Genomic DNA, 23,174 nt, shown 5'->3' with positions numbered 1-23,174 from the left:
CACGCCCGGTCTTGGCACCTTGACCTGGGGCAGTGCGTCCCGCCCAGGAGTACCGGAACACCGGAGCACCCAAGGAGCCGACATGTCCGCGAAGATCCTGATCGTCACCGGCGACGCGGCGGAGTCCCTGGAGGTCCTCTACCCGTACCAGCGCCTGCGCGAGGAAGGCTACGAGGTCCATATCGCGGCCCCCTCCCGCAAGACACTCCGCTTCGTCGTCCACGACTTCGAACCCGGTTACGACACCTACACCGAGAAGCCCGGCTACACCTGGCCCGCCGACCTGGCCTTCTCCGACGTGGACCCCGGCGAGTACGCGGCGGTCGTCATCCCCGGCGGCCGGGCCCCCGAGTATCTGCGCAACGACCCCGAACTCCGCAAGATCCTCAAGGCGTTCTTCGACTCCGACAAGCCGGTCGCCCAGATCTGCCACGGTCCGCTGCTCACCGCGGCGATCGACAGCCTGCGCGGTCGCCGGGTCACGGCGTACCCGGCGCTGGAGCCGGACATGCAGGCGGCCGGAGCGGGCTTCCAGGACAGCGAGGCCGTGGTCGACGGCACCCTCGTCTCCTCCCGGGCCTGGCCGGACCACCCGGCCTGGATGCGCGAGTTCCTCAGGATCCTCCGCACCAAGGCACCGGTGACCTGAGGCAGCCCCCGGCCCGGCTGGCGCGCGCCACACCGCCACGGGAGCCGCGCCACCCAAGCGCCTCCCACCCCCGAAGGAGCACCCTCCCCCACCACCGCTGCGAGCAGTCCCGCCACCCAGGCCATCCCACCTGGCATAGGCGTCCCCCACCACCGCTGCGAGCAGTCCCGCCACCCAGGCCACTCCCACCCCCGGAGGGGCGCTCTCCCCCGCCGCCGCTGCGGGCAGCCGTGCCGCTGGGGCGGCACGGGTGGGCGCAGCGGCACCTCGCCGGCGCGGGCAAGCGGACCGACCCGGTGGTCGGCTACAGCGCCCCACACCTTCGAACACCGGCGAGCGAAACGAACCCCGCTGCGGCACAGGGCACCTGACACACCCCGCTAAGCCGCTATGCGCTGCGCTTCCTCCACCGCCTCGGCCAACGTGTCCACCACCGGCGCCCCCACCCCCTCCAGACTGGCCCGGCTGTGCGACCCCCCGGTGTACAGCACGGCCCGCGCCCCCACGCCCCGCGCCGCGACCGCGTCATCCGCCGCGTCCCCGATCACCACGGTCCGCGCGGGCTCCACAGACCCGCTCAGCGCCTCCAGATGCCGCACCATGTGCGCGGCCTTGCTGCCCCCGGACGGCCCCGTACGCCCGTCGACCCGCAGGAAATGCGCCTCGATGCCGAACCCCCGCACGAGCGGCACCAGTTCCTCGTGCACGTACATGCTCAGCAGCGACTGGCTGTGCCCCGCCGACCGCCACCCCGCGAGCAGCTCGGCCGCGCCCTCGGTCAGCCCACACCGCACCCGGTGCTCGGCGTAGTACCGGTGGAAGACCCCGTCCATCAGCTCCCACTCGGCATCGGTCGGCAGCCGGCCGATCAGCCGCTCGTAGAACTTCGGCACCGGCACGCAGTACAGCGACCGGTACTGCTCCAGCGTGATCGGCGCGATCCCCAGCTCGGTGAAGGCCGCGTTCGTCGCCCCGATGATCGCGTCGTTGTCGTGGAACAGGGTGCCGTTCCAGTCCCAGACGATGTGCGCGCTCTGCTGCATCCCCATGCCAAAGACCGTACCCGCCACCACCGACAACGACGGCTGCCGCCCGCTCGCTCCGGCAGGCGCGCTTCGACCAGCGCGCTCGGCCGGACCACGCGACGAGAGCGCGCGACCAGGTCAGCGTCGGTCCGGCCCGGTCAGGCCCGTCCGACCAGGTTGGGAATCTCCTGCGTGGCGTACCACAGCAGCTCGTGATCGTCCGCCGCGTCCACGACGGACTGCGCGTCGTCGTCCCCGCCGTCGGCCGCCTCCAGCGCCTGCGCCGCCGCGGCCACGTCCTGCTCCGCGTCATCGGCGTCGACATGCACCGCGGCCGCCTTGGCGAGCGGCACGGTCACCGTCACGCTCACCTCGCCCAGAGCGGCCGGGTCCAGCCCACGGTCCGGGCCGACGCCCGCCGCGCCGTCGGCCACGTCCACGGCGACCACGACCCTGCGCCGTGGCGCACCCGGATCCGCCGCGAGCAGCCGCAGCGAGGCCAGCGCGGCCCGGCTCAGGGCCGCGTACTCCAGCTCCTCGATGTCCTCGGAGGCGTACCACTCGCGCAACGCGGGCGTGACGGCATACGCGGCGAAGGGGCCGCTCCCCAGCTCACCCGTCTTGTGCGCCTCGGCGAGACCGGGGAGGGTCAGGGGGACGTAGACGCGCATGCTGGCCGCTCTTTCCTGCTCAAAGGCTCCGCTGGGCCCCCGGGAGGGCCGGCTGCCGCGTCTCCCGGAGGGCCTTCAGGATACGTGCGCCCGTCCCCTTTCGGGTCTGTGCCCACACCCGTGCAGCCGTCCACCGCGGGCCACGAATTCACCCGGAGCACCCGCCACATCGCAGCGTCCGACCGATCCCGCATCCCTCGGATAGGTGAACTTCTCCGCCCCCGCCGAGGCGTGCCCGCCGTCCTTGCCACCCCGCTCCCCGCCCCCGTACAAGATCCCCACCAGCGAGTTACCGTCCGGTATCCACCGGGCCCGCCGAACGGGGACCCCATGAACAAGGTCATGAGCCGCACCACGAACAGGGCGACGAGCCCCGGCCCCCAGCCCCGCCCGCGCCACCGCCCGCCGACCCGCCACGACACCCGCCGCCCGGCAGGAGCCCCGCCGAGGATCCCGCCCCGCCGTGCGGCGGCCCCACAGACCGCGCCCACGACCCCTCCCGCGCCCACAGCCCCGGAGCCGGCCCGCGCTCGCCCGTCCGCCGCGCCGTCCGCCGCGCCGGAAACGGCTCTCACGCCGCCCCGGACGGCCGTACGGCAGCCTCGCCCCACCGACCTCTTCGCGGACCGCCTGCTGGCCGTCCTGAGCGGTCAGCGGCCCGTCCACTGGATGCTCCGCCACACCGCGGGCCCCGCCTACGACGACCTGATCCGCCTCGCCGAACGCAGCCCCCTGCGCACGCGAGGCTCCCGCCCCCGCGTCCACGACATCGGCTACTACGTCCCCCGCGACGGCGCCCTGGAGGTCTTCGCCCGCATCGCCGCCGGCGAACGGCTCCGCGCCCTGGCCTTCCGTCTGGAACTCGGCCAGGACCTCCGCTGGCGCTGCACAGCGGTGGAAACCGGCCCGCAGCAGCCGTAGCCGCGGACAGCCCGGGCAGACCCACCCCGGCCCAGACACGGCGAAGGGCCGGGTCCCGAAAAGGAACCCGGCCCTTGCGAAAACGGCTGGAGCGCCGTGGGCTGGCCGCTACTTCTTGCGGCGTCGCCCGCCCTTGGCCTGCCGTCGCCGCTCAGCCCGCGTCAGCCCGTCCGACTCGGACCGCACCGGCTCGTCGTCCTCCAGATCACGCTCCACGATGCCGCCCTCACCGTCCACGGTCGGCGCCGAGAAGTGCAGATCCCGCCGCTGCGGAACGTCCAGCCCCTTCGCGCGGATCTCCGGACGCGCACCGGCCTGCGCCGGAACCGTGTCGTGGACGCCCTCGCCGACCGGCTCCGTCTCCTCGACCGGGACCTCCTCGACCTGCTGCTCGACCTGGACCTCCAGGTTGAACAGGTAGCCGACGGACTCCTCCTTGATGCCGTCCATCATCGCGGTGAACATGTCGAAGCCCTCACGCTGGTACTCGACCAGCGGGTCCTTCTGCGCCATCGCGCGCAGGCCGATGCCCTCCTGGAGGTAGTCCATCTCGTAGAGGTGCTCACGCCACTTGCGGTCGAGGACCGACAGCACGACCCGGCGCTCCAGCTCCCGCATGATCTCGGAGCCGAGCTGGGACTCACGAGCCTCGTACTGCTCGTGGATGTCCTCCTTGATGGACTCGGAGATGAACTCCGCGGTGAGACCCGCCCGGTCGCCCGCGGCCTCTTCCAGTTCCTCGACGGTGACCTTCACCGGGTACAGCTGCCGGAAGGCGCCCCACAGCCGGTCCAGGTCCCAGTCCTCCGGGAAACCCTCGGCGGTCTCGGCGCCGACGTAGGCGTCGATCGTGTCGTCCATGAAGTGCTGGACCTGCTCGTGCAGGTCCTCGCCCTCCAGCACGCGCCGACGCTCGCCGTAGATGACCTCACGCTGGCGGTTGAGGACCTCGTCGTACTTCAGAACGTTCTTACGGGTCTCGAAGTTCTGCTGCTCGACCTGCGACTGCGCGGACGCGATCGCGCGCGTGACCATCTTGTTCTCGATCGGGACGTCGTCCGGCACGTTGGCCATGGACATCACGCGCTCGACCATCTGGGCCTTGAACAGACGCATCAGGTCGTCGCCCAGCGAGAGGTAGAAGCGGGACTCGCCAGGGTCTCCCTGACGGCCGGAACGACCGCGCAGCTGGTTGTCGATGCGCCGCGACTCGTGCCGCTCGGTACCGAGGACGTAGAGGCCGCCGAGGTCCTTGACCTCTTCGAACTCGGCCTTGACCGCCTGCTCGGCCTTCTCCAGCGCGGCGGGCAGCGCCGCGGCCCACTCCTCGATGTGCTCCTCGGGGTCGAGGCCGCGCTGACGCAGCTCCGCCTCGGCGAGGTCGTCGGGGTTGCCGCCGAGCTTGATGTCCGTACCACGGCCGGCCATGTTGGTGGCCACGGTCACCGCGCCCTTGCGGCCGGCCTGGGCGACGATCGACGCCTCGCGCTCGTGGTGCTTCGCGTTGAGCACCTCGTGCTGGATGCCGCGCTTGCTGAGCTGCTGCGAGAGGTACTCCGACTTCTCGACGGACGTGGTGCCGACGAGGATCGGCTGGCCCTTCTCGTGCTTCTCGGCGATGTCGTCGACGACCGCCTCGAACTTGGCGACCTCGGTGCGGTAGATCAGGTCCGACTGGTCCTTGCGGACCATCGGCCTGTTCGTCGGGATCGGGACCACGCCGAGCTTGTAGATCTGGTGGAACTCGGCGGCCTCGGTCATCGCCGTACCGGTCATGCCGGAGAGCTTGTTGTAGAGGCGGAAGAAGTTCTGCAGGGTGATCGTGGCGAGCGTCTGGTTCTCGTCCTTGATGTCCACCCCTTCCTTCGCCTCGATCGCCTGGTGCATGCCCTCGTTGTAGCGGCGGCCGGCGAGGATACGGCCGGTGTGCTCGTCGACGATCATGACCTCGCCGTCGATGACGACGTAGTCCTTGTCCTTCTTGAAGAGCTCCTTGGCCTTGATGGCGTTGTTCAGGTAGCCCACGAGCGGGGTGTTCACCGACTCGTAGAGGTTGTCGATGCCCAGCCAGTCCTCGACCTTGGAGACACCGCTCTCGTGGATGGCTACCGTGCGCTTCTTCTCGTCGACGTCGTAGTCGCCGGTCTCCTCGACGCCCTTGAGCGGGTTGCCCGCCTCGCCCTTCTTCAGGCGCGTGACCAGCTTGGCGAAGTCCCCGTACCACTTGGTGGCCTGGTCGGCCGGGCCGGAGATGATCAGCGGCGTACGGGCCTCGTCGACCAGGATGGAGTCGACCTCGTCCACGATCGCGAAGTTGTGGCCGCGCTGCACCAGCTCGTCCTTCGACCACGCCATGTTGTCGCGCAGGTAGTCGAAGCCGAACTCGTTGTTCGTGCCGTAGGTGATGTCGCACGCGTACTGCTCGCGGCGCTGGGCCGGCGTCATGTTGGCCAGGATGCAGCCGACGTCCAGGCCCAGGAACTTGTGGACGCGGCCCATCATCTCGGAGTCGCGCTCGGCCAGGTAGTCGTTGACCGTGACGATGTGGACGCCGTCTCCGGACAGGGCGTTCAGATACGCGGGCAGCGTGCCGACGAGGGTCTTGCCCTCACCGGTCTTCATCTCGGCGACGTAGCCGAGGTGGAGCGCGGCGCCACCCATCAGCTGCACGTCGTAGTGCCGCTGGCCGAGCACGCGCTTGGCGGCCTCACGGACGGTGGCGAACGCCTCGGGGAGCAGGTCGTCCAGGCTCTCACCATCGGCGTAGCGCTGCTTGTACTCCTCGGTGAGAGCCCGCAGCTCGGCGTCGGAGAGGTCGACGAAGTCCTCTTCGATGGAGTTGACCTGGTCCGCGATGCGGTGCAGCTTGCGCAGGATCTTGCCTTCGCCTGCACGCATGATCTTCGAGAGGACGGACACGGGGGTTTGTCTCCTTGCCGGTCGGGCCTGGGACGGTCGGTTTCCATTTCACGTACTGAGCAACGGCCATCGTATGCGAGGACCCGGCTGGGCCGGGAGGCCTGGCGGCCCGACGGCTGCTTCACCCAGGACAACGGACGGGGCACGGCGATAGTGCCGCATCGGCGCGACGAATTGCGCGAACTGTGATCGCGTGCTCACGCACAGCGAAAACCTGTGGCCTGTCGGCGGGCAGCCGAGCACAATCGGCCGATGGAACCCCTCACGCTCCCCACGGACCGCCTGGTCCTGCGCCCGGTCGGACCGCATGACACACAGGCGGTGTACGACGCCGTGCAGGACCCCGACATCCAGCGCTGGACCACGGTGCCCTCGCCGTATCTGCCCGAGCACGCGAGCGGCTTCACCGAGCAGCTGGTCCCCGACGGCTGGTCGGACGGTTCGATGTTCACCTTCGGCCTCTTCCTCGCCGGCGGGGAACTCACGGGCATGCTCGCCCTCACCATGCGCTCGCTCGGCACGGCGGAGATCGGTTTCTGGGCGGCCAAGGAGCATCGCGGCCGCGGCTACGTCACGGAGGCCACGCTCGCCGCGTGCCGGTGGATCTTCACCGAGGTCGGCGTCGACCGGGTCGAATGGCGCGCCGAGGTCGGCAACCACGCGTCCCGCACGGTGGCCGAACGCGCGGGCTTCACCATCGAGGGCACCCTGCGCTCGGCGATCAACAACAAAGGGGTGCGCCGGGACTGCTGGGTCGGCTCCCTGCTCCCCTCGGACCTGGGGCTGGCGTCCACTGCGCCGTACCTGCCCGCCCGCGCCCGGTGAAACCGCAGCTCAGCACGGACTGTCAGTGGCACCCTCTATCGTCCGGGGCATGACGACCCTGCCGCGCCCGACCACCTCCCTCACCGCGGACGACGCCCGCCGTATCGCCCTGCGGGCCCAGGGCCTGCTCGGCGCGCCCGACCGGCGGGGTGGAGTCCGCGGGGTGCTGCGCCACCTCGGCGCGGTCCAGCTCGACACCATCTCGGTCCTCGCCCGCTCCCATGAGCTCATCCCCTACGCCCGGCTCGGCGCGGTGGGCCGCACCGCGGTCGAGACCGCTTACTGGAAGTCCGCGTCCACGGGCGTGTCGCCCTCGCGCCCGCACGCCTTCGAGTACTGGTCGCACGCGGCGTGCATCCTGCCCATCGAGGAGTGGCCGCACTTCGCCTTCCGCCGCCGCGCCTACCGCGACCGCCCGCACTGGAACCACGAGCTGCCCGAGGGCGCCTACGAACAGGTCATCAAGCAGCTGCGTGCGGAGGGCCCGCTGACGTCCACGGAGCTGGGCGGCGCGAAGAAGACGAACGAGTGGTGGGACTGGTCCGGCACCAAGGTCGCCGTGGAGCGCGCACTGATGTACGGCGAGGTGGTGTGCGTCGAGCGGCGCGGCTGGAAGCGGGTGTACGACCTCGCCGAGCGCGCCGTCCCGGACGCGCTGCTGCACGACGAGCTGGACGACGGCGAGTGCCTGCGCCGCCTGGTCCGGCTGGCCGGCGAGTCGCTCGGGGTCGGCACACGCGCGGACATCGCCGACTACCACCGCCTCAAGGGCGAACAGGTCGACGCGGTCATCGCCGACTCGGGCCTGGTGCCGGTCGAGGTCGAGGGCTGGGGGAAGCCCGCCTGGGCGGACCCGGCGGCCCTGGCGACGCCCCCGCGCGGCCGTCACCGGACCACGCTGCTGTCGCCGTTCGACTCGCTGGTCTGGGAACGGGCGCGCACGGAGCGCATCTTCGGCTTCACCCACCGCCTGGAGGCGTACGTCCCCAAGCCGAAGCGGGTCTACGGCTATTTCGCGATGCCGGTGCTGGCGGGCGGCCGACTGGTCGGGCGGGTCGACCCGGCCCGCGAGGGCCGCACCCTGGTGGCCAAGCAGGTCTCCCTGGACGGCCCGAAGGCGGTCCCGGCCCTCGCCCAAGCCCTGGTCGAGGCGGCCACGTGGGTCAACTGCACGGACGTCCGGGTGGAGCGGGTGGACGCACCCGGGCTGCGCGAGCCGCTGACGCGGGAGCTCGCCCGCGCTCTCGCCTAGAGGCCACGAGCGCTACCGGATCTCCAGGATCTTCTCCCGCATCGCGTAGACCACGGCTTCCATCCTGGAGTGCAGTTGGAGCTTCTCCAGGATGTTGCGGACGTGGTTCTTCACGGTGTTCTCCGAGATGAACAGCTCCTTGGCGATGTCCCGGTTGTTCATCCCGGTGGCGACGAGCTTGAGGACTTCCAGTTCCCGGTCGGTGAGCCGCGGCGCGGGCACGAGCCGCCGCTCGTCGGTGCGCTGGATCATCGACTTGAACTCGGTCAGGAGCTTGGAGGCCATGGACGGGCTGATCTGCGACTGTCCGTCGGCCACCGCGCGGATGGCGGTCGCCACCTCGTCCGTCGAGATCTCCTTCAGCAGGTATCCGGTCGCGCCCGCCTTGATCGCGTCGTAGAGGTCGGCCTCCTCGTCGCTGATCGTCAACATGATGATCTTCGCGCTGGGGGCGACCTCCTTGATGGAGGTGCAGGCCTCGATCCCGCCGCGCTTGGGCATGCGGACGTCCATCAGCACGATGTCGGGCAGCAGGTCTGCGGCCTTGTCCACGGCTTCGGCGCCGTCACCGGCCTCGCCGACGACCTGGATGTCCTCCTCGGCCGCGAGCACGATCTCCAGTCCGCGCCGGAAGAGGGCGTGGTCGTCCACGACCAGGACTCTGATCGGCTCCGCGCGTACGGAGCCCGTGTCCGGCCGCATGCCGATGACTCCGTCGTCGCCATCCTCGTCCCGCATCGGTCCGAAGGTGTCCGCCATCGTTCCTCCCCCTGAGGCTGTGGCCTGTGGTCCTGTGCCATCGCCAACCCAAGGCAGCGGCCCACCGGTTGGGCCGGTCCGGCCATGATTTCATGCCCGGGCGGCACAGGGGTGACGTGCGGGGCGTGAAGTGGTCGCACACAGGTGCCCCTGGGGGCGCACACGCGCTTCCAGGGGCACCGGTTCGGCTCGGGCCGGGATGTCAGCCGCCCAGCGTGCCACCCGCCGCGGGGGTCTGCGCCTCGGCGACCATCGGGTCCGTGCTGAGGTGGATCACGCCGTAGTCGTAGGCGTGCCGCCGGTAGACGACGCTCGGTTCCTTCGTCTCCGCGTCGACGAACAAGTAGAAGTCGTGGCCGACCAGCTCCATCTCGTAGAGGGCCTGGTCGAGGCTCATCGGGGAGGCGACGTGGGTCTTCTCGCGGACGACGAGGGGTCCGTCACCCTTGACCTCCAGCGAGCCGATCTTCTTCGTCGGCACCCCCTCCGTCTCTTCCTCGTGGACGGGAAGGCCGTTGCCGTTCAGCGTCGCCGCGCCCGGGACGTGGTCGGCCACCTCCGCCGCCGGGATCCGGCGTGCGCCTCGCCGCGAGAAACGCTTGTCGTGCTGCTTGCGCAGCCGCGCGTCCAGCTTCTCCGCCGCAAGGTCGAGTGCCGCGTACGGATCGCTGGCCGCCGCCTCCGCCCGGATCACCGGACCGCGGGAGCGGAGCGTGATCTCCACTCGATCGCAACGGTCGGCCTGTCGGGGGTTCGGCTCCTTGGACACCTCGACGTCGAGGCTGATCACCTTGGCATCGAGCCTCTGGATCTTCTCCAGCTTCAGCTTCTCGGCCACGTGCTTGCGGAACCGCTCGGGCACCTCGGTCTTGCGGCCCTTGACGACGATGTCCACGCAGAACTCCGTTCCCGGATCGCTCCGCCCGCTCGGCGGAGCATCTCCCTTTCGCACCAGGTCCGGTGAGCACCGGACCTCGGACTCGGTGACTTCCACCTCCTCCTCCCCCATGGGCGAGATCTCCACCCCACCGGCCCGGGTGATAGCCGAAAACCCGTGCACGGCATTCCGATATGAGAGGGACGGCCTGCGGCTTTCCTCACAACCGAACATATCTCGCCCGGACGGATGTCGTCACCCTCTACTCCGGCGTACCTCCGTTCAGGTGAATTACCCCTCCCACTACCAGCAACGATGCAGGTAGGCGGTCAGTTCCTGTTTATTTCGAAAGAATCCCGCGGAGCGGCGATCACAGCTGCAAGGAGCGCATGCCGGGGGGTGTTCAGCGGTGGCTTTTCCGGTGCACCATGCACCCACTGCTCGCTCTCCGTCCGCGCCGCGATCCGTTGTTCATCCCTTCCTTCCCGAGTTACGGCCCCGTACACGGCCGTTCTCACTCGACTTCGCTCCCCTGCCGCCTCCCGAAGGGCCCGCGCCGCCTCCGCGAGGCTGGCGCCCGTCGTGATCAGGTCGTCGACGAGCACGACCCGCCCGGCGTCGAGCAGCCGCCCGCCGCCCGCCGTCACCTCCAGCGCACCGTCGAGATTCGCCAGGCGCCGCCGCGCGTCGAGCCCTGCCTGGTCCAGCACCGGCCGACGCTGGCGCAGCACGGCCGCCACCCTGGCCGACGTCCCGGTGCGCCGTAGTTCCCCTGCCGCCGCGAGCGCCATCCGCCGCACCGGATCGTGCCCGCGCGCCCGAACGGCCCACCGAGCGGAGGGCACGGGGACGAGCAGCACGGTCCCGGAGCCGCCGGCACCGGTACCGGCACCGGTCCCGGCGCCGCACCGGCCGAGTCCGGCCCGCACAGCCCCCGCCAGAGCCGCGCCCAGCTCTCCCGCGAGGGCCAGCACGCCCCGCTCCTTGTGGGCGAGAAGCAGTGAGCGCACCTCCTCGGCGTAGGGAGCCGCCGCATGCACCGCCGGCAGCCCGGCCGGCTCCGGCACCGGCCGCACCCGGCGCGGCTCGCGACCGCACAGCGCGGCCCGGCAACGCGGGCAGAGCACCGTACGAGGTGCCCCGCAGCCCGCGCACTCGGCCGGCAGCACCAGGTCGGTGAGGTCCCGCCACCACCCCCGCATGTCCACCACTGTGCCAACGACGCAGCCGCCCTGCCACCCCTGTGGAAAACCGCCTGTGGACAACCCCGGGTCCCGCGCACCGCCCATCACCCACATGGGGGAACAGGCGGGGCGCAGCACCACGCTCAGCCCGGATAGACCGGTGCCGACCCGTCCTTGTCCACCTTCTGCCACTGCGCTCCGGACGGCAGCCGCACGATCCCGTCGTCCGAGTAGGCCACCAGCGGCACCCGCTCGTCCTCGGACGCGGCGATCGCCCGCACCCCGGGCAGCGCACCGGGCGCCGGGCCGTCGAGCGTGGCGCCGTCGACCTGGACGTACCGCATCTGCAGCACGCCGCCCTGCTCCCGGCCGACGACCAGCAGCCTGCTGTCCCCGGCCCACGACAGGGCGCTGACCTGCTCCAGGTCGGGAGCCGCCGAACGCAGTTCCACCACCGAGGTGCCCTGTCCGGTCCCGTCGTCGCGCTGGATCCGTCCGATGAGCAGGGACTGCTTGCCGTCCTTCTCCACCACGAGCGCGATCCGCACGCCGTCGGCGGCGACCCGCGCGTCCTTGATCTGGCCGGACAGGTCCGGAACCGCGACCTCCCGCGGTTTGGCGGCACCCTGCTCCATGACGTACAGCCGCCGATGGTCCGGGTCCCGGTCGGCCACCCACAGGTCGCCGCGGGCGTCCCAGCTCGGTGTCGTCAGCCGGTCGGCGGGGGTCGGGCCCTGGCTGGTCACCACGGCGTCCCCGAGCGAGCCGCCCGACGCCAGCGACGTCACGTACAGCGACCTGCCCTGGTCACCGACGCCCGCCGCCGTGTGCTCGTCCCGCGACACCGCCACCGACTCAAGCGCCTTGTCCCCCTCACCCAGCGGACCCGGCACCGGGACGGCGCTGGTGCCGGTGCTCCCCGTCGGTATCCGCACCAGCCGGTGCTTGCCGTCGAGGAAGTACAGGTTCTCCGGGCTCTTGGCCGATCCCCGCCAGGCGAGGGACTCGGCGCGCTCCTCGCTCAGGTCGCACAGCCGGTGCCCGCCGACGCCCTGCAGCTCCACCGACTCCAGCGTCGGCGCCAGGTTCCGCAACGTGAACAGCACCTGCGTCGCCATCTCGGTGCACTTGGGCCCCGTGACCTGGGACGCCTTGAGGTTCAGCGGCACGGTCAGCTTGTTCTGGTCGTCCGGTGCCAGCCCCGATGCGTCCTTCTGCAGTGTCGTACCGGTAGGGAAGCTGGATCGGACGACCGGCCTGAGCCAACGGGTGGGACCGCCGATCAGCGAGCGGACCATCTGCGTCATCGGATCCACCTTGCTGCGCACGAACACCGGGTCGGCGACCGCCACCGGCTGTCCCGCCGCCCCGACCGCCGCGTCGGAGGCGAAGTAGTACTTGTCGACGGCCGTGTAGTTGCGCTGGAAGTCCGACTTGCCCATGACGACACCGTTGGGCAGCCCGTCGATGCGCCACTGCCCGTTCTTGGGGTTCCGCGTGAGGTGGACCTTCTTACGGAAGGCCCCGCCGGCCGGCTGGTACGCCAGCTGCGCGTCCACGGTCGCGACCCGGCTGCCCGCCAGCACGCAGGTGACGCTGCTGCTCGGCTCCGTACCGCCGCCCGCCCGGCAGTCCGGCTCGATGCTCGGCCCGTTGGCGAGGACCGTGGTCGACTGCTCCGGCCGCCAGTGGCTCGCCGCGTCCGACGCCAGATACTTGCGTGCCGTGTCGTAGTCCGGGTCGTCGCTGGTCAGCGCCTCCAGGAAGCCCTGCATGATCTCGGCGGGACCGGCTCCCTCGGCGGGCGGCATGGCGAACACCCGGACGCGGGTGTCCTGCCGCGGTGTGGACTCCACATTCCGCAGATCCCCGCTGTCGGGCATCGAGGCGCACCCGGCCAGCAGTACGGCCCCCAGGGCGGCGTACGCCACCGCGCGTCCCGACCCGGGCCGGGCGCCCCCCTTGCGGTCAGCGCCCACGAAATGCCTCCCCTGGCTCGGTCGAGTCCTCCGCTTGGGCCGCATCCGGCCGGGTGGCGCCCGCTTCGGGTGCCGGAGGTGTGACGGGCTTGTCGTCCGTACGCTGCGTGCCACCGGTGGGCCGGGGCACAACGCGCGCGCCGTTGCCGTTGCCGGGCAGCGCGGCCGGGTCCGCGGTGACCGACCGCGGCGCGATCGGGGCGCGCGGCGGCAGCGCGGGCGCCTGGACGCCACCCTGCTGGACCGGTACGGTCGCCCGCTTCTCCTCGCCCCCGCCGGGCAGACCGGCCTCGTCGAGACCGCGGTTGCGGCGCGAGTCCTTGGGCTCCAGCGGTATCGGGGAACCCCGCAGCGGCTCGTCCGCGGTCCGGGGCAGCGTCAGCCGGAACTGGGAGCCGCCGCCCGGCTCACCCCAGGCCTGCAGCCAGCCGCCGTGCAGCCGTGCGTCCTCCAGGGCGATCGACAGCCCGAGGCCCGTACCGCCGGTGGTACGCGCGCGTGCCGGGTCCGCACGCCAGAAGCGGCTGAAGACACGCGTCGCCTCGCCCGGCTTGAGCCCCACGCCGTAGTCGCGCACCGCGACGGCGACCGCGCCGCCCGCCGCGGCGAGCTTGACGACCACGTCCCGGCCTTCGCCGTGCTCGACGGCGTTGACCACGAGGTTGCGCAGCACGCGCTCCACACGGCGGGCGTCGGCCTCGGCGACGACGGGCTGCTGATCGCCGATCACGCGTAGGTGCGTTCCCTTGCGCTCGGCGAGCGGCTCGGCGCCGCTGACCACACGCCGGACGACCTCCCTGAGGTCTATCGGCTCGGCCTCCAGCGCCGCCGCGCCCGCGTCGAAGCGGCTGATCTCCAGCAGGTCCGCGAGCAGTGACTCGAACCGGTCCAGCTGGTCGGCGAGCAGCTCGGCCGACCGCGCGGTCACCGGGTCGAAGTCCTCGCGCGCCTCGTGGATGACGTCGGCGGCCATACGCACGGTCGTCAGCGGGGTGCGCAGCTCGTGCGACACGTCCGAGACGAACCGGCGCTGCATCCGGGACAGGTCCTCCAGCTGCTGGATCTTCACCTGGAGGTTCTGCGCCATCTTGTTGAAGGCCTCGCCCAGGCGCGCGATGTCGTCCTCGCCGGTGACCTTCATCCGCTCCTGCAGCCGCCCGGCGGACAGCCGCTCGGCGATCCCGGCCGCCATCCGCACCGGCGTGACGACCTGCCGCACCACCAGCCAGGCGATGGCACCGAGCAGCACGACGACGAACAGCCCGGCGGTGGCCAGCGTGCCCTTGACCAGGCTCAGGGACTTCTCCTCCTGCGTGAGCGGGAAGAGGTAGTACAGCTCGTACGGCCGCCCGTTGGGGTCGTTGACCTGCTTGCCGATGACCAGCGCCGGCTGCGGGTCCTTGTCGTTGGAGTACACGATCTGGGTGTAGCTCTGGGCGGCGGTCATCCCGTTGTTGACCCGCTCGCGCAGGTCGGCGGGCACGCTGGAGGTCGGGTTGACGTTCCCGGAACCGCGCGGGCTGCGACCGCCGCCGCTGTCGTCGCCGACCGGCAGCGTGACGACGTCGAAGGCGCCCGCGCCGCCGCTGGACAGCGACTCCACGAGGTCACTCATCCACTGGATGACGTTCTGCGACTGCCGGCCGTCCACGGTCGCCGTGCCGTCGGCGGTGCCGGCCCCTGCGGCCGCACCGGTACCGGCGCCACTGGCCGCCTCGTCCGCCTTCTGCTTGGCCACCGCGAAACCGCCCGTGGCCTGGCTCTGCGAGGCCTTCACCTTCGCGTCGAGCAGGCCGTTGCGCACCTGCCCGATCACGACGAAGCCGAGCAGCAGGACGACGCCCAGCGACATCACCAGCGTCGTGGCGACGACCCGCAGCTGGATGTTGCGCCGCCACAGCCGCATCACCGGCAGCAGCGGTCGGCGCACCCAGCGCAGGAACAGCCTGATGACCGGGCTGCCCTGGACCCCGCCCTCCAGCAGCCCGCCCTCGAAGAGATTCCTCAGCCGCGCACCAGCCGTCCGGCCGACAGGCCGCCCCGGACGGGCCCCGGACCGGCCGGGAGCCGAAGCGGCGCTGTCCCCGGACATGTCAGCTCGGTCCGGCCTTGTAACCGACACCACGGACGGTCACCACGATCTCCGGCCGCTCCGGGTCCTTCTCGACCTTGGAGCGCAGCCGCTGGACGTGCACGTTGACGAGCCGCGTGTCGGCCGCGTGCCGGTAACCCCACACCTGTTCGAGCAGCACCTCACGCGTGAACACCTGCCACGGCTTGCGGGCGAGCGCGACCAGCAGGTCGAACTCCAGCGGGGTCAGCGCGATCGACTGCCCGTCCCGCTTCACGGAGTGCCCGGCCACGTCGATGACCAGGTCACCGATGGTCAGCTGCTCCGGCGCCGGCTCCTCCGACCGCCGCAGCCGCGCCCGGATCCGGGCGACCAGCTCCTTCGGCTTGAACGGCTTGACGATGTAGTCGTCGGCGCCCGACTCCAGGCCCACGACCACGTCGACGGTGTCGCTCTTCGCCGTGAGCATCACGATCGGCACCCCGGACTCCGCCCGGATCAGCCGGCACACCTCGATGCCGTCCCGTCCGGGCAGCATCAGGTCCAGCAGCACCAGATCCGGCTTGGTCTCCCGGAAAGCGGCCAGCGCCTTGTCGCCGTCGGCTACGAAAGACGGCTCAAAACCTTCACCACGCAGCACGATCCCGAGCATCTCGGCCAGTGCGGTGTCGTCGTCGACGACAAGGACTCGTCCCTTCATAAACGACATCATCCCATTCTCATAACAGCGACAGGTGCCCTGGTGAGGGAGGTCACTGGCCGGTGACCTTAGTCGTACCGGACCGTCACTGTCTGCCCCTGCCCGCCGACGTCGATGTCACGGACGCCGGCTTGACGCCGCTCAGCCGGTGACCAGGGTCCGCCGGTCGCCATCACCCTCGTACAGGCACGGGACGGACGAGACGGACCTGGTGAGTCACGCGGCAGGCCTGCCGATCACCGCAGGCGCAGGGGCCGTTGCCGACGATCGGCGCGACCTCGTCCGATCAGCTCGTCGCCACCTGGCGCGACCTGGCACACAGCTCCGCAAGAGCCTCGGCCGTCACGGGTGAAACGGCTCCCTCCTCGGTGACGATGGCCGTCACCAGCTCGGGCGGCGTCACGTCGAACGCCGGGTTGTACGCCTGGGTCCCCAGGGGCGCCACCGGAATCCCGCCTCCCGCTCCTGTCGCCGACACCTGAGGCGCTGTGACCTCGGTCACTTCGAACCCGGCTCGCTGCTCGACCTCGATGGACGCACCGTCGGGAGTGTCCGGATCGACCGTCGTGACAGGCGCCACCACGATGAACGGCACATGGTGGTACCGCGCCAGCACCGCGAGCGGATAGCTCCCCACCTTGTTCGCCACCGAGCCGTCGGCCGCGATCCGGTCCGCCCCGATCAGAACCGCGTCCACCTCACCCGCCGCGAACAGCGAACCCGCCGCGTTGTCGGTGAGCAAGGTGTACGCCATGCCGGTGCGGGCCGCCTCGTATGCCGTCAGGCGAGCGCCTTGCAGCAACGGACGCGTTTCGTCCACCCACAGCCGCCGCAGCCGCCCCTCGCGGTGCGCCGCCAGAGCCACCGCGAAGGCCGTGCCCTCGCCGCCCGACACCAGCGAACCGGAGTTGCAGTGGGTGAGAACCCGGTGCCCGCCCCCGGGCAGCAACTCGTCCAGAAGCGCCAGACCGTGAGCCGCCATCCGCCTGCTGGCCTCGGCGTCCTCCCGGTGCAGCGCCCGCGCGGCGGCGAGCGCGGCGGTGGCCGCCGCGGTCGGATCGCCGGTCTTCACCAGCGCTGCCTGGTGCGCGGCCCAGGCCCGGCGCACGCCGGCGGACAGGTTCACCGCGGTGGGCCGTGCGCCCTCCAGCGCCCCTGCCGCCTCCGCCACGTCGAAGCCGCGCGCGGCGGCGAGCGCGACACCGTACGCGCCCGCGATGCCCAGCAGCGGCGCCCCGCGCACGGCGAGCGAACGGATCGCCTCCACCAGCGCCGGCGCGTCCGTGCACACCAGCTCGACCTCCTCGGCCGGCAGCCGCGTCTGATCGAGAAGGACCAGCACAGGGCCTTCGGGTGGTTCCTCCCATCGGATCACAGGTATCTCGGTCGGCCGCTTGTCCCAGTCGGTTCGCGCCTGCTGATCAGCCATGCGGTCAGTCTGCCCCGGATCCGGCGGACAATTGAAGGGATCCGGCCCCCACCGTGGCCGGTCCCCCGGCGACCACCCCATGGCACGATGGCTGCCAACCTGCCGCCGCGACCGCGGACGGGCACCGAGAAGGAGCTTCGATGACAGACACTCCGGGCTGGGCCTCGCCCGGATCCGCCCCGTCGTCCGAGGGGCGGGAACCCGGCGCGTCCGACCCCGCCGAACCTGCCGACCGCCCCGGCGACACCGCCCCCGCGCCGCAGCCGGACGCCAACGCGCAGGGCCCCGGCGTGAAGTGGACCAAGGAGCAGCCGCCACCCGGCCAGTGGTCCGCGCCCACCGGTGCCCCCAGCCCTAACCAGCCCCCGCCGCCCGGCCCGGGCTGGGGCGGCCGACCGCCCACGGGCCCCGGCCCCGGCGGCTACGCGGGCCCGCCCCCCGGCCACGGCGGCTACGCAGCCTGGGGCGGTGGCTGGGGCGGTCCCCCGCCCGCCGCCAAGCCCGGCGTCATCCCGCTGCGCCCGCTCGGCGTCGGCGAGATCCTCGACGGCGCCGTCTCCACCATGCGCACCTACTGGCGCACGGTGCTCGGAGTCTCCCTCGCGGTCGCTCTGTTCACGACAACCACCCTCGTCGTCGTACAGGGTTACGTCCTGAACAACGCCCTCGCCCAGGTACAGCTCGGCAGCCGCGACGCCAACCCCGAGGACGTCTACCGCGCTCTGCCCGACATCATGATCGGCACCGGTGTCGTCGCCGTGATCGCCGCGGTCGCCGTGATCATCGCAACCGCCCTGCTCACCACCATCACCAGCCGCGCGGTCCTCGGCAGGCCCGTCAACATCGCCGAGGCCTGGCGCGACGCCCGCCCGCAACTCCCGAGGCTGTTCGGCCTGATCCTCCTGCTGGGACTGATCGTCGTCGGCGTGATGGCCGCCGGGGTGCTGCCCGGCATCCTCGTCGTGCTCGCCGGCGGCAGCGCCGCCGCGGGAGCGGGCCTGCTGGCCCTGGGCCTCCTCGGAGCCGGCGTCCTCGCGACATGGCTGGTGATCCGCTTCTGCCTGGCCACGCCCGCCCTGATGCTGGAACGGCAGAGCATCGTCAAGGCCATGAGCCGCTCCGCGAAGCTGGTGCGCGGCTCCTGGTGGCGCACGTTCGGCATCCTGCTCCTCACCGGGCTCATCGTCAGGATCGTCCAGGCGCTCGTCTCCATCCCCTTCACCGTCATCGGAGCCGCCGTGAGCGGCGACGGCATCAACGACCTGCTCGGCACCGGCGGCGGACACCCCAGCTGGATGTCGCTGATCATCCAGGGCGTCGGCGCCCTGATCGGCAGCACACTCACCCTGCCGATCAGCGCGGGCGTCACCGTGCTGCTCTACATCGACCAGCGCATCCGCCGGGAGGCCCTCGACCTCGAACTGGCCCGCGCCGCCGGTGTCCAGACCCCCGGCACCGGCACCCCCGGTCCCGTCCCCGGGAGCTGATGCGGTGAGTCTCACGGGGGGAGCGCTCACGGCGGCGGCCTCGTCCGGCGCCCGCGAAGCGGTCGTACGAGGTCTGCTGCGCGCCGCGGACACCGCCCTGCGCGCAGCAGACGGCTCGGGAGACGAGCCGCCCCTGACCACTCCCCGCGATCCCGCGCGGGAGGCGGCCCGCCGCGAGCTGTCCAAGCGGATGTACCACGAGAACGACCCCGGACTGCTCCAGCGCGCGCTGAACGCGTTCTGGGACTGGCTCGACCGGCTGTTCAGCTCGGCCGCCTCGGCGACACCCGGCGGCACCGTCGGCCTGGTCGTCGTGGTCCTGTTCGTCGTCGCCGTCCTGGCCGCCCTGTGGTGGCGCCTCGGCACCCCGCGCCGACAGCCCTCCTCCGCCACCGTCCTGTTCGACGACCGCCCCCGCAGCGCCGCCGAACACCGCGCGGCCAGCGAGGCACACGCGGCCCAGGGACACTGGAACCAGGCCGTCCAGGAACGCATGCGGGCCATCGTCCGCTCCCTGGAGGAGCGCACCCTGCTCGACGACCGCCCCGGCCGCACCGCCGACGAAGCAGCGGCCGAGGCCGGCCGGACGCTCCCCGCGCACACGGACCGGCTGCGCACCGCGGCCCGCGACTTCGACGACGTGACATACGGCGGACGCAAGGCGACCGAGCAGTCGTACCGCCGCATCGCCGAACTCGACCGCGACCTGCAACGCACCAGGCCCGCCCTCACCCACAGCACCACCAGCGCGGCCCACAGCACCCACCAGGGGACCGCCGAGTGACCGCCCGGGCCACACTGCCGACGACCTCCACCGCGCCCACCGCCCGCCAGGTGTGGACGCGCACACGAGGCATCACGCTCGCCGTCGTGCTGATCCTGGCGGCGGCCGTCGCCATGGCGGCCGTACGCTCCACCGCCCGGCACGGAGAGCTGGACCCGCGCTCCGCCGACCCCTACGGCAGCCACGCCATCGCCCAACTCCTGTCCGACCGGGGCGTTTCCACACGGGTGGTCACCACGCTCGACGCGGCACGCTCCGCCGCCGGGCCGGACACCACGCTTCTGGTCGCGGTGCCCGACCTGCTGACGAGCCGACAACAGACCCGACTGCACACGGCCACTGCGGCATCCGGCGGGCGCACCGTCCTCGTCGCGGCCGGAAGCTCGTCCGTACAACGACTGGCCCCGGGAGTGACCGCGGACCCGGCCACCAGCGCCGGCACCACACTCGCCCCCGACTGCGGCCTGCCCGAAGCCCGGCGCGCGGGCAGCGCCGACACCGGCGGGATCCGCTACACCACCAGCCGTCTCGACGCCGACTCCTGCTACTTCAGCGCGCGCCTCGCCACCCTGCTGCGCACCCCCGCGGCATCCGGGCACGGCGACACCGTCGTGCTCGGCGCACCCGACATCCTCTACAACGACCGCCTCGACCAGCAGGGCAACGCCTCGCTGGCCCTCCAACTCCTCGGCTCCCGCCCCCATCTGGTCTGGTACCTCCCCTCGCTCTCCGACGCCGCGGCCACCGACACCGGCGACCGGAAGGACTTCCTCGACCTGCTCCCCTCGGGCTGGCTCTGGGGCACCCTGCAACTGTTCGTCGCAGCGGTCCTCGCCGCCTTCTGGCGGGCACGCCGCTTCGGCCCCCTCGTGCCCGAAAAGCTCCCCGTCGCGATCCGCGCCTCCGAGACCGCCGAAGGCCGTGCCCGCCTCTACCGCAAAGCCAACGCCCGCGACCGCGCAGCCGCCGCTCTTCGCTCCACCGCCCGCACCCGCCTCGCCCCCCTCGTCGGCGTCCCCGTCACCCAGGCGCACACGCCCGAGGCCCTGCTCCCCGCCCTGTCCGCCCACCTCTCCGGCGACGGACAGGCCCTGCACTCCCTGTTCTTCGGACCGCCGCCCGGCGACGACGCGGCCCTCATCGCACTGACCGACCAACTCGACGCCCTCGAAAGAGAGGTACGCCGTTCATGATGGACCCGACCACTGACAACGCCGGGACCACCGGGGACGCGGCCACCGCCCGCGCATCCCTGGAAGCCCTGCGCGCCGAGATCGCCAAAGCCGTGGTCGGCCAGGACCCCGCCGTGACCGGCCTCGTCGTCGCCCTCCTGTGCCGCGGACACGTCCTCCTCGAAGGAGTCCCCGGAGTCGCCAAAACCCTGCTCGTCCGCGCCCTGGCATCCGCACTCGAACTCGACACCAAGCGTGTCCAGTTCACCCCGGACCTCATGCCGAGCGACGTCACCGGCTCCCTCGTCTACGACACCCGCACCGCCGCGTTCTCCTTCCAGGAAGGCCCGGTCTTCACCAACCTCCTCCTCGCCGACGAGATCAACCGCACCCCGCCCAAGACCCAGTCCTCCCTCCTGGAAGCCATGGAGGAGCGCCAGGTCACGGTCGACGGCACCCCGCGCCCGCTCCCGGAACCGTTCCTCGTCGCGGCGACCCAGAACCCGGTCGAGTACGAAGGCACCTACCCCCTCCCGGAAGCCCAACTGGACCGCTTCCTGGTCAAACTGACGATCCCTCTGCCGTCCCGGCAGGACGAGATCGACGTGCTGACCCGCCATGCCGCCGGCTTCAACCCGCGCGACCTGCGCGCCGCCGGCGTACGCCCCGTCGCCGGACCCGCCGACCTGGAAGCGGCCCGCGCCGCCGTCGCGAAGACGACCGTGTCTCCCGAGATCACCGCCTACGTCGTGGACATCTGCCGCGCCACCCGCGAGTCGCCCTCCCTCACGCTCGGCGTCTCCCCGCGCGGTGCCACCGCCCTTCTGGCCACCTCACGCGCCTGGGCCTGGCTGACGGGCCGCGACTACGTCATCCCCGACGACGTCAAAGCCCTCGCCCTGCCCACCCTGCGCCACCGCGTCCAACTGCGCCCGGAGGCGGAGATGGAAGGCGTGACGGCGGACTCCGTCATCAACGCCATCCTCGCCCACGTCCCGGTCCTCCGCTGATGGCACTCACCGGACGCGCCGCCCTCCTCGCGGCCCTCGGCTCGATTCCCATCGGCATCCTGGAACCCGGCTGGACCGGAATCCTCGCGGTCAACGGCCCGCTGGCCCTCGCCTGCGTCTGCGACTACGCGCTCGCCGCCCCGGTACGACGGCTCGTCCTGTCCCGATCCGGGGACACCTCCACCCGTCTGGGCGAGACCGCCGACGTCACGCTCACGGTCACCAACCCGTCCCGCCGCCCCCTGCGGGCACAGCTGCGGGACGCCTGGCCTCCCAGCAGCTGGCAGCCGGGCACCGAGACAGAGGCCTCCCGCCACCGTCTGACCGTCCCCCCGGGCGAACGCAGACGCGTCACCACCCGACTGCGCCCGACCCGCCGCGGCGACCGCCACGCCGACCGCGTGACGATCCGCTCGTACGGCCCCCTCGGCCTGTTCTCCCGCCAAGGCGCCCACAAGCTGCCGTGGTCGGTACGCGTCCTGCCCCCGTTCACCAGCCGAAAGCATCTCCCGTCGAAACTCGCCCGACTGCGGGAACTCGACGGCCGCACCAGCGTGCTGACACGCGGTGAGGGAACGGAGTTCGACAGCCTGCGCGAGTACGTCCCCGGCGACGACACCCGTTCGATCGACTGGCGAGCCACCGCCCGCCAGTCCGCTGTCGCCGTCCGCACCTGGCGCCCCGAACGCGACCGGCACATCCTGCTCGTCCTGGACACCGGCCGCACCTCGGCCGGCCGCGTGGGTGACGCACCACGCCTCGACGCCTCCATGGACGCGGCACTTCTCCTCGCGGCACTGGCCTCCCGGGCCGGCGACCGCGTGGCCCTGCTGGCGTACGACCGCCGGGTACGGGCCCTTGTCCAGGGCCGCTCGGCGGGTGACGTGCTGCCGGGCCTGGTCAACGCGATGGCCGCGCTGGAACCGGAGCTGGTCGAGACCGACGCTCGCGGACTCACCGCGGCTGCCCTGCGAACCGCTCCTCGCCGCTCTCTGATCGTGCTGCTCACGACGCTCGACGCGGCCCCGGTGGAAGAGGGCCTGCTGCCCGTACTGCCTCAGCTCACCCAGCGGCACACGCTTCTGGTCGCCTCGGTGGCGGATCCACACATCGCTCGCATGGCCGAGGCCCGAGGAACCACGCAAGCGGTGTACGAGGCCGCGGCAGCGGCTCAGGCCCAGAGCGAGCGCCAGCGCACTGCCGAGCAGCTACGACGGCATGGGGTGACCGTCGTCGACGCGACACCGGAGGATCTGGCGCCGGCACTGGCGGACGCGTATCTGGCTCTGAAGGCGGCGGGTCGGCTCTGATCTCTGATCTGTTTCGGCTCCGCCGCCCTCCGGGGAATGCGTGCCGTAAACGCAGAAAGGCCCACGCCAGATGGCGTGGGCCTTTCTCAAAAATTGTTCGGCGGCGTCCTACTCTCCCACAGGGTCCCCCCTGCAGTACCATCGGCGCTG

Annotated in this window: 19 protein-coding genes; 9 read left to right on the top strand and 10 right to left on the bottom strand. The window is 71.7% G+C overall.

Annotated features, from left to right (window positions below):
* Positions 1-82: 82 nt before the first annotated feature.
* Positions 83-649: a DJ-1/PfpI family protein gene (locus IE244_RS00095; RefSeq protein ID WP_191870563.1), complete on the top strand. Its 567-nt coding sequence runs from the start codon at positions 83-85 to the stop codon at positions 647-649.
* A 380-nt stretch (positions 650-1,029) separates the two neighbouring features.
* Here IE244_RS00095 and IE244_RS00090 read toward each other — a convergent pair whose 3' ends face one another.
* Both IE244_RS00090 and IE244_RS00085 read right to left on the bottom strand, forming a co-directional pair.
* Positions 1,030-1,698 carry an HAD family hydrolase gene (locus IE244_RS00090; protein WP_191870562.1) on the bottom strand — a complete coding sequence of 223 codons (669 nt, stop codon included), beginning with the start codon at positions 1,696-1,698 and terminating at the stop codon, positions 1,030-1,032.
* A gap of 134 nt (positions 1,699-1,832) precedes the next feature.
* Entirely contained in the window at positions 1,833-2,345 is a 513-nt protein-coding gene (locus IE244_RS00085) for a DUF6912 family protein (protein ID WP_191870561.1), read from the bottom strand.
* Positions 2,346-2,675: 330 nt separating this feature from the next.
* On the opposite strand from IE244_RS00085, the gene IE244_RS00080 reads away from it, so the two are divergent.
* Positions 2,676-3,266 (top strand): Rv3235 family protein, encoded by a 591-nt coding sequence (locus IE244_RS00080; protein ID WP_191870560.1) that lies wholly within the window; start codon positions 2,676-2,678, stop codon positions 3,264-3,266.
* A 108-nt stretch (positions 3,267-3,374) separates the two neighbouring features.
* On the opposite strand, the gene secA is transcribed toward IE244_RS00080, so the two are convergent.
* Entirely contained in the window at positions 3,375-6,185 is a 2,811-nt protein-coding gene (gene secA, locus IE244_RS00075; protein ID WP_191870559.1) for a preprotein translocase subunit SecA, read from the bottom strand.
* 252 nt (positions 6,186-6,437) lie between these two features.
* On the opposite strand from secA, the gene IE244_RS00070 reads away from it, so the two are divergent.
* Positions 6,438-7,010: a GNAT family N-acetyltransferase gene (locus tag IE244_RS00070; protein ID WP_191870558.1), complete on the top strand. Its 573-nt coding sequence runs from the start codon at positions 6,438-6,440 to the stop codon at positions 7,008-7,010.
* A gap of 49 nt (positions 7,011-7,059) precedes the next feature.
* Positions 7,060-8,262 carry a winged helix-turn-helix domain-containing protein gene (locus IE244_RS00065; RefSeq protein WP_191870557.1) on the top strand — a complete coding sequence of 401 codons (1,203 nt, stop codon included), beginning with the start codon at positions 7,060-7,062 and terminating at the stop codon, positions 8,260-8,262.
* Between the two features lie 12 nt (positions 8,263-8,274).
* On the opposite strand, the gene IE244_RS00060 is transcribed toward IE244_RS00065, so the two are convergent.
* The 7 genes from IE244_RS00060 to mtnA all read right to left on the bottom strand — a co-directional run bounded on the left by IE244_RS00060 (position 8,275) and on the right by mtnA (position 17,261).
* Complete coding sequence (locus tag IE244_RS00060; RefSeq protein WP_031159318.1) at positions 8,275-9,021, bottom strand: response regulator; 747 nt, start codon at positions 9,019-9,021, stop codon at positions 8,275-8,277.
* A gap of 202 nt (positions 9,022-9,223) precedes the next feature.
* On the bottom strand, positions 9,224-9,916 hold the full coding sequence (gene hpf, locus IE244_RS00055) for a ribosome hibernation-promoting factor, HPF/YfiA family (protein ID WP_191870556.1): 693 nt from the start codon (positions 9,914-9,916) through the stop codon (positions 9,224-9,226).
* Positions 9,917-10,227: 311 nt separating this feature from the next.
* Positions 10,228-11,100: a ComF family protein gene (locus IE244_RS00050; RefSeq protein ID WP_191870555.1), complete on the bottom strand. Its 873-nt coding sequence runs from the start codon at positions 11,098-11,100 to the stop codon at positions 10,228-10,230.
* Positions 11,101-11,225: 125 nt separating this feature from the next.
* Positions 11,226-13,061: an LpqB family beta-propeller domain-containing protein gene (locus IE244_RS00045; RefSeq protein ID WP_229853889.1), complete on the bottom strand. Its 1,836-nt coding sequence runs from the start codon at positions 13,059-13,061 to the stop codon at positions 11,226-11,228.
* A complete protein-coding gene (mtrB, locus tag IE244_RS00040; protein WP_191870553.1) occupies positions 13,051-15,153 on the bottom strand; it encodes an MtrAB system histidine kinase MtrB in 2,103 nt (700 codons plus the stop codon). The genes IE244_RS00045 and mtrB overlap by 11 nt, the downstream gene beginning before the upstream one ends.
* A 1-nt stretch (position 15,154) precedes the next feature.
* Positions 15,155-15,844, bottom strand: a complete 690-nt coding sequence (gene mtrA / locus IE244_RS00035) for a two-component system response regulator MtrA (protein ID WP_191870552.1) — start codon at positions 15,842-15,844, stop codon at positions 15,155-15,157.
* Between the two features lie 274 nt (positions 15,845-16,118).
* On the bottom strand, positions 16,119-17,261 hold the full coding sequence (mtnA, locus tag IE244_RS00030) for an S-methyl-5-thioribose-1-phosphate isomerase (RefSeq protein WP_191870551.1): 1,143 nt from the start codon (positions 17,259-17,261) through the stop codon (positions 16,119-16,121).
* Positions 17,262-17,401: 140 nt separating this feature from the next.
* Between mtnA and IE244_RS00025 the strand changes: the two genes are divergently transcribed.
* From IE244_RS00025 to IE244_RS00005, 5 genes are read left to right on the top strand one after another with little or no spacing between them, the layout of a single operon-like run.
* The gene (locus IE244_RS00025) at positions 17,402-18,748 is read left to right on the top strand and encodes a DUF7847 domain-containing protein (RefSeq protein ID WP_191870550.1); all 1,347 of its coding nucleotides are present in this window, start codon (positions 17,402-17,404) and stop codon (positions 18,746-18,748) included.
* Positions 18,749-18,752: 4 nt separating this feature from the next.
* Complete coding sequence (locus tag IE244_RS00020) at positions 18,753-19,532, top strand: DUF4129 domain-containing protein (protein WP_191870549.1); 780 nt, start codon at positions 18,753-18,755, stop codon at positions 19,530-19,532.
* On the top strand, positions 19,529-20,725 hold the full coding sequence (locus IE244_RS00015; RefSeq protein ID WP_191870548.1) for a DUF4350 domain-containing protein: 1,197 nt from the start codon (positions 19,529-19,531) through the stop codon (positions 20,723-20,725). Before IE244_RS00020 ends, IE244_RS00015 begins: the two co-directional genes overlap by 4 nt.
* Positions 20,725-21,714: an AAA family ATPase gene (locus IE244_RS00010; protein ID WP_191870547.1), complete on the top strand. Its 990-nt coding sequence runs from the start codon at positions 20,725-20,727 to the stop codon at positions 21,712-21,714. The genes IE244_RS00015 and IE244_RS00010 overlap by 1 nt, the downstream gene beginning before the upstream one ends.
* Positions 21,714-23,024 carry a DUF58 domain-containing protein gene (locus IE244_RS00005; protein WP_191870546.1) on the top strand — a complete coding sequence of 437 codons (1,311 nt, stop codon included), beginning with the start codon at positions 21,714-21,716 and terminating at the stop codon, positions 23,022-23,024. The genes IE244_RS00010 and IE244_RS00005 overlap by 1 nt, the downstream gene beginning before the upstream one ends.
* Positions 23,025-23,174: the final 150 nt, after the last annotated feature.

Source organism: Streptomyces filipinensis, assembly GCF_014649495.1.
Lineage (GTDB): Bacteria > Actinomycetota > Actinomycetes > Streptomycetales > Streptomycetaceae > Streptomyces > Streptomyces filipinensis.
The sequence above is the reverse complement of the archived record's forward strand: the minus strand, read 5'-3'. Positions and strand labels throughout refer to the sequence as shown.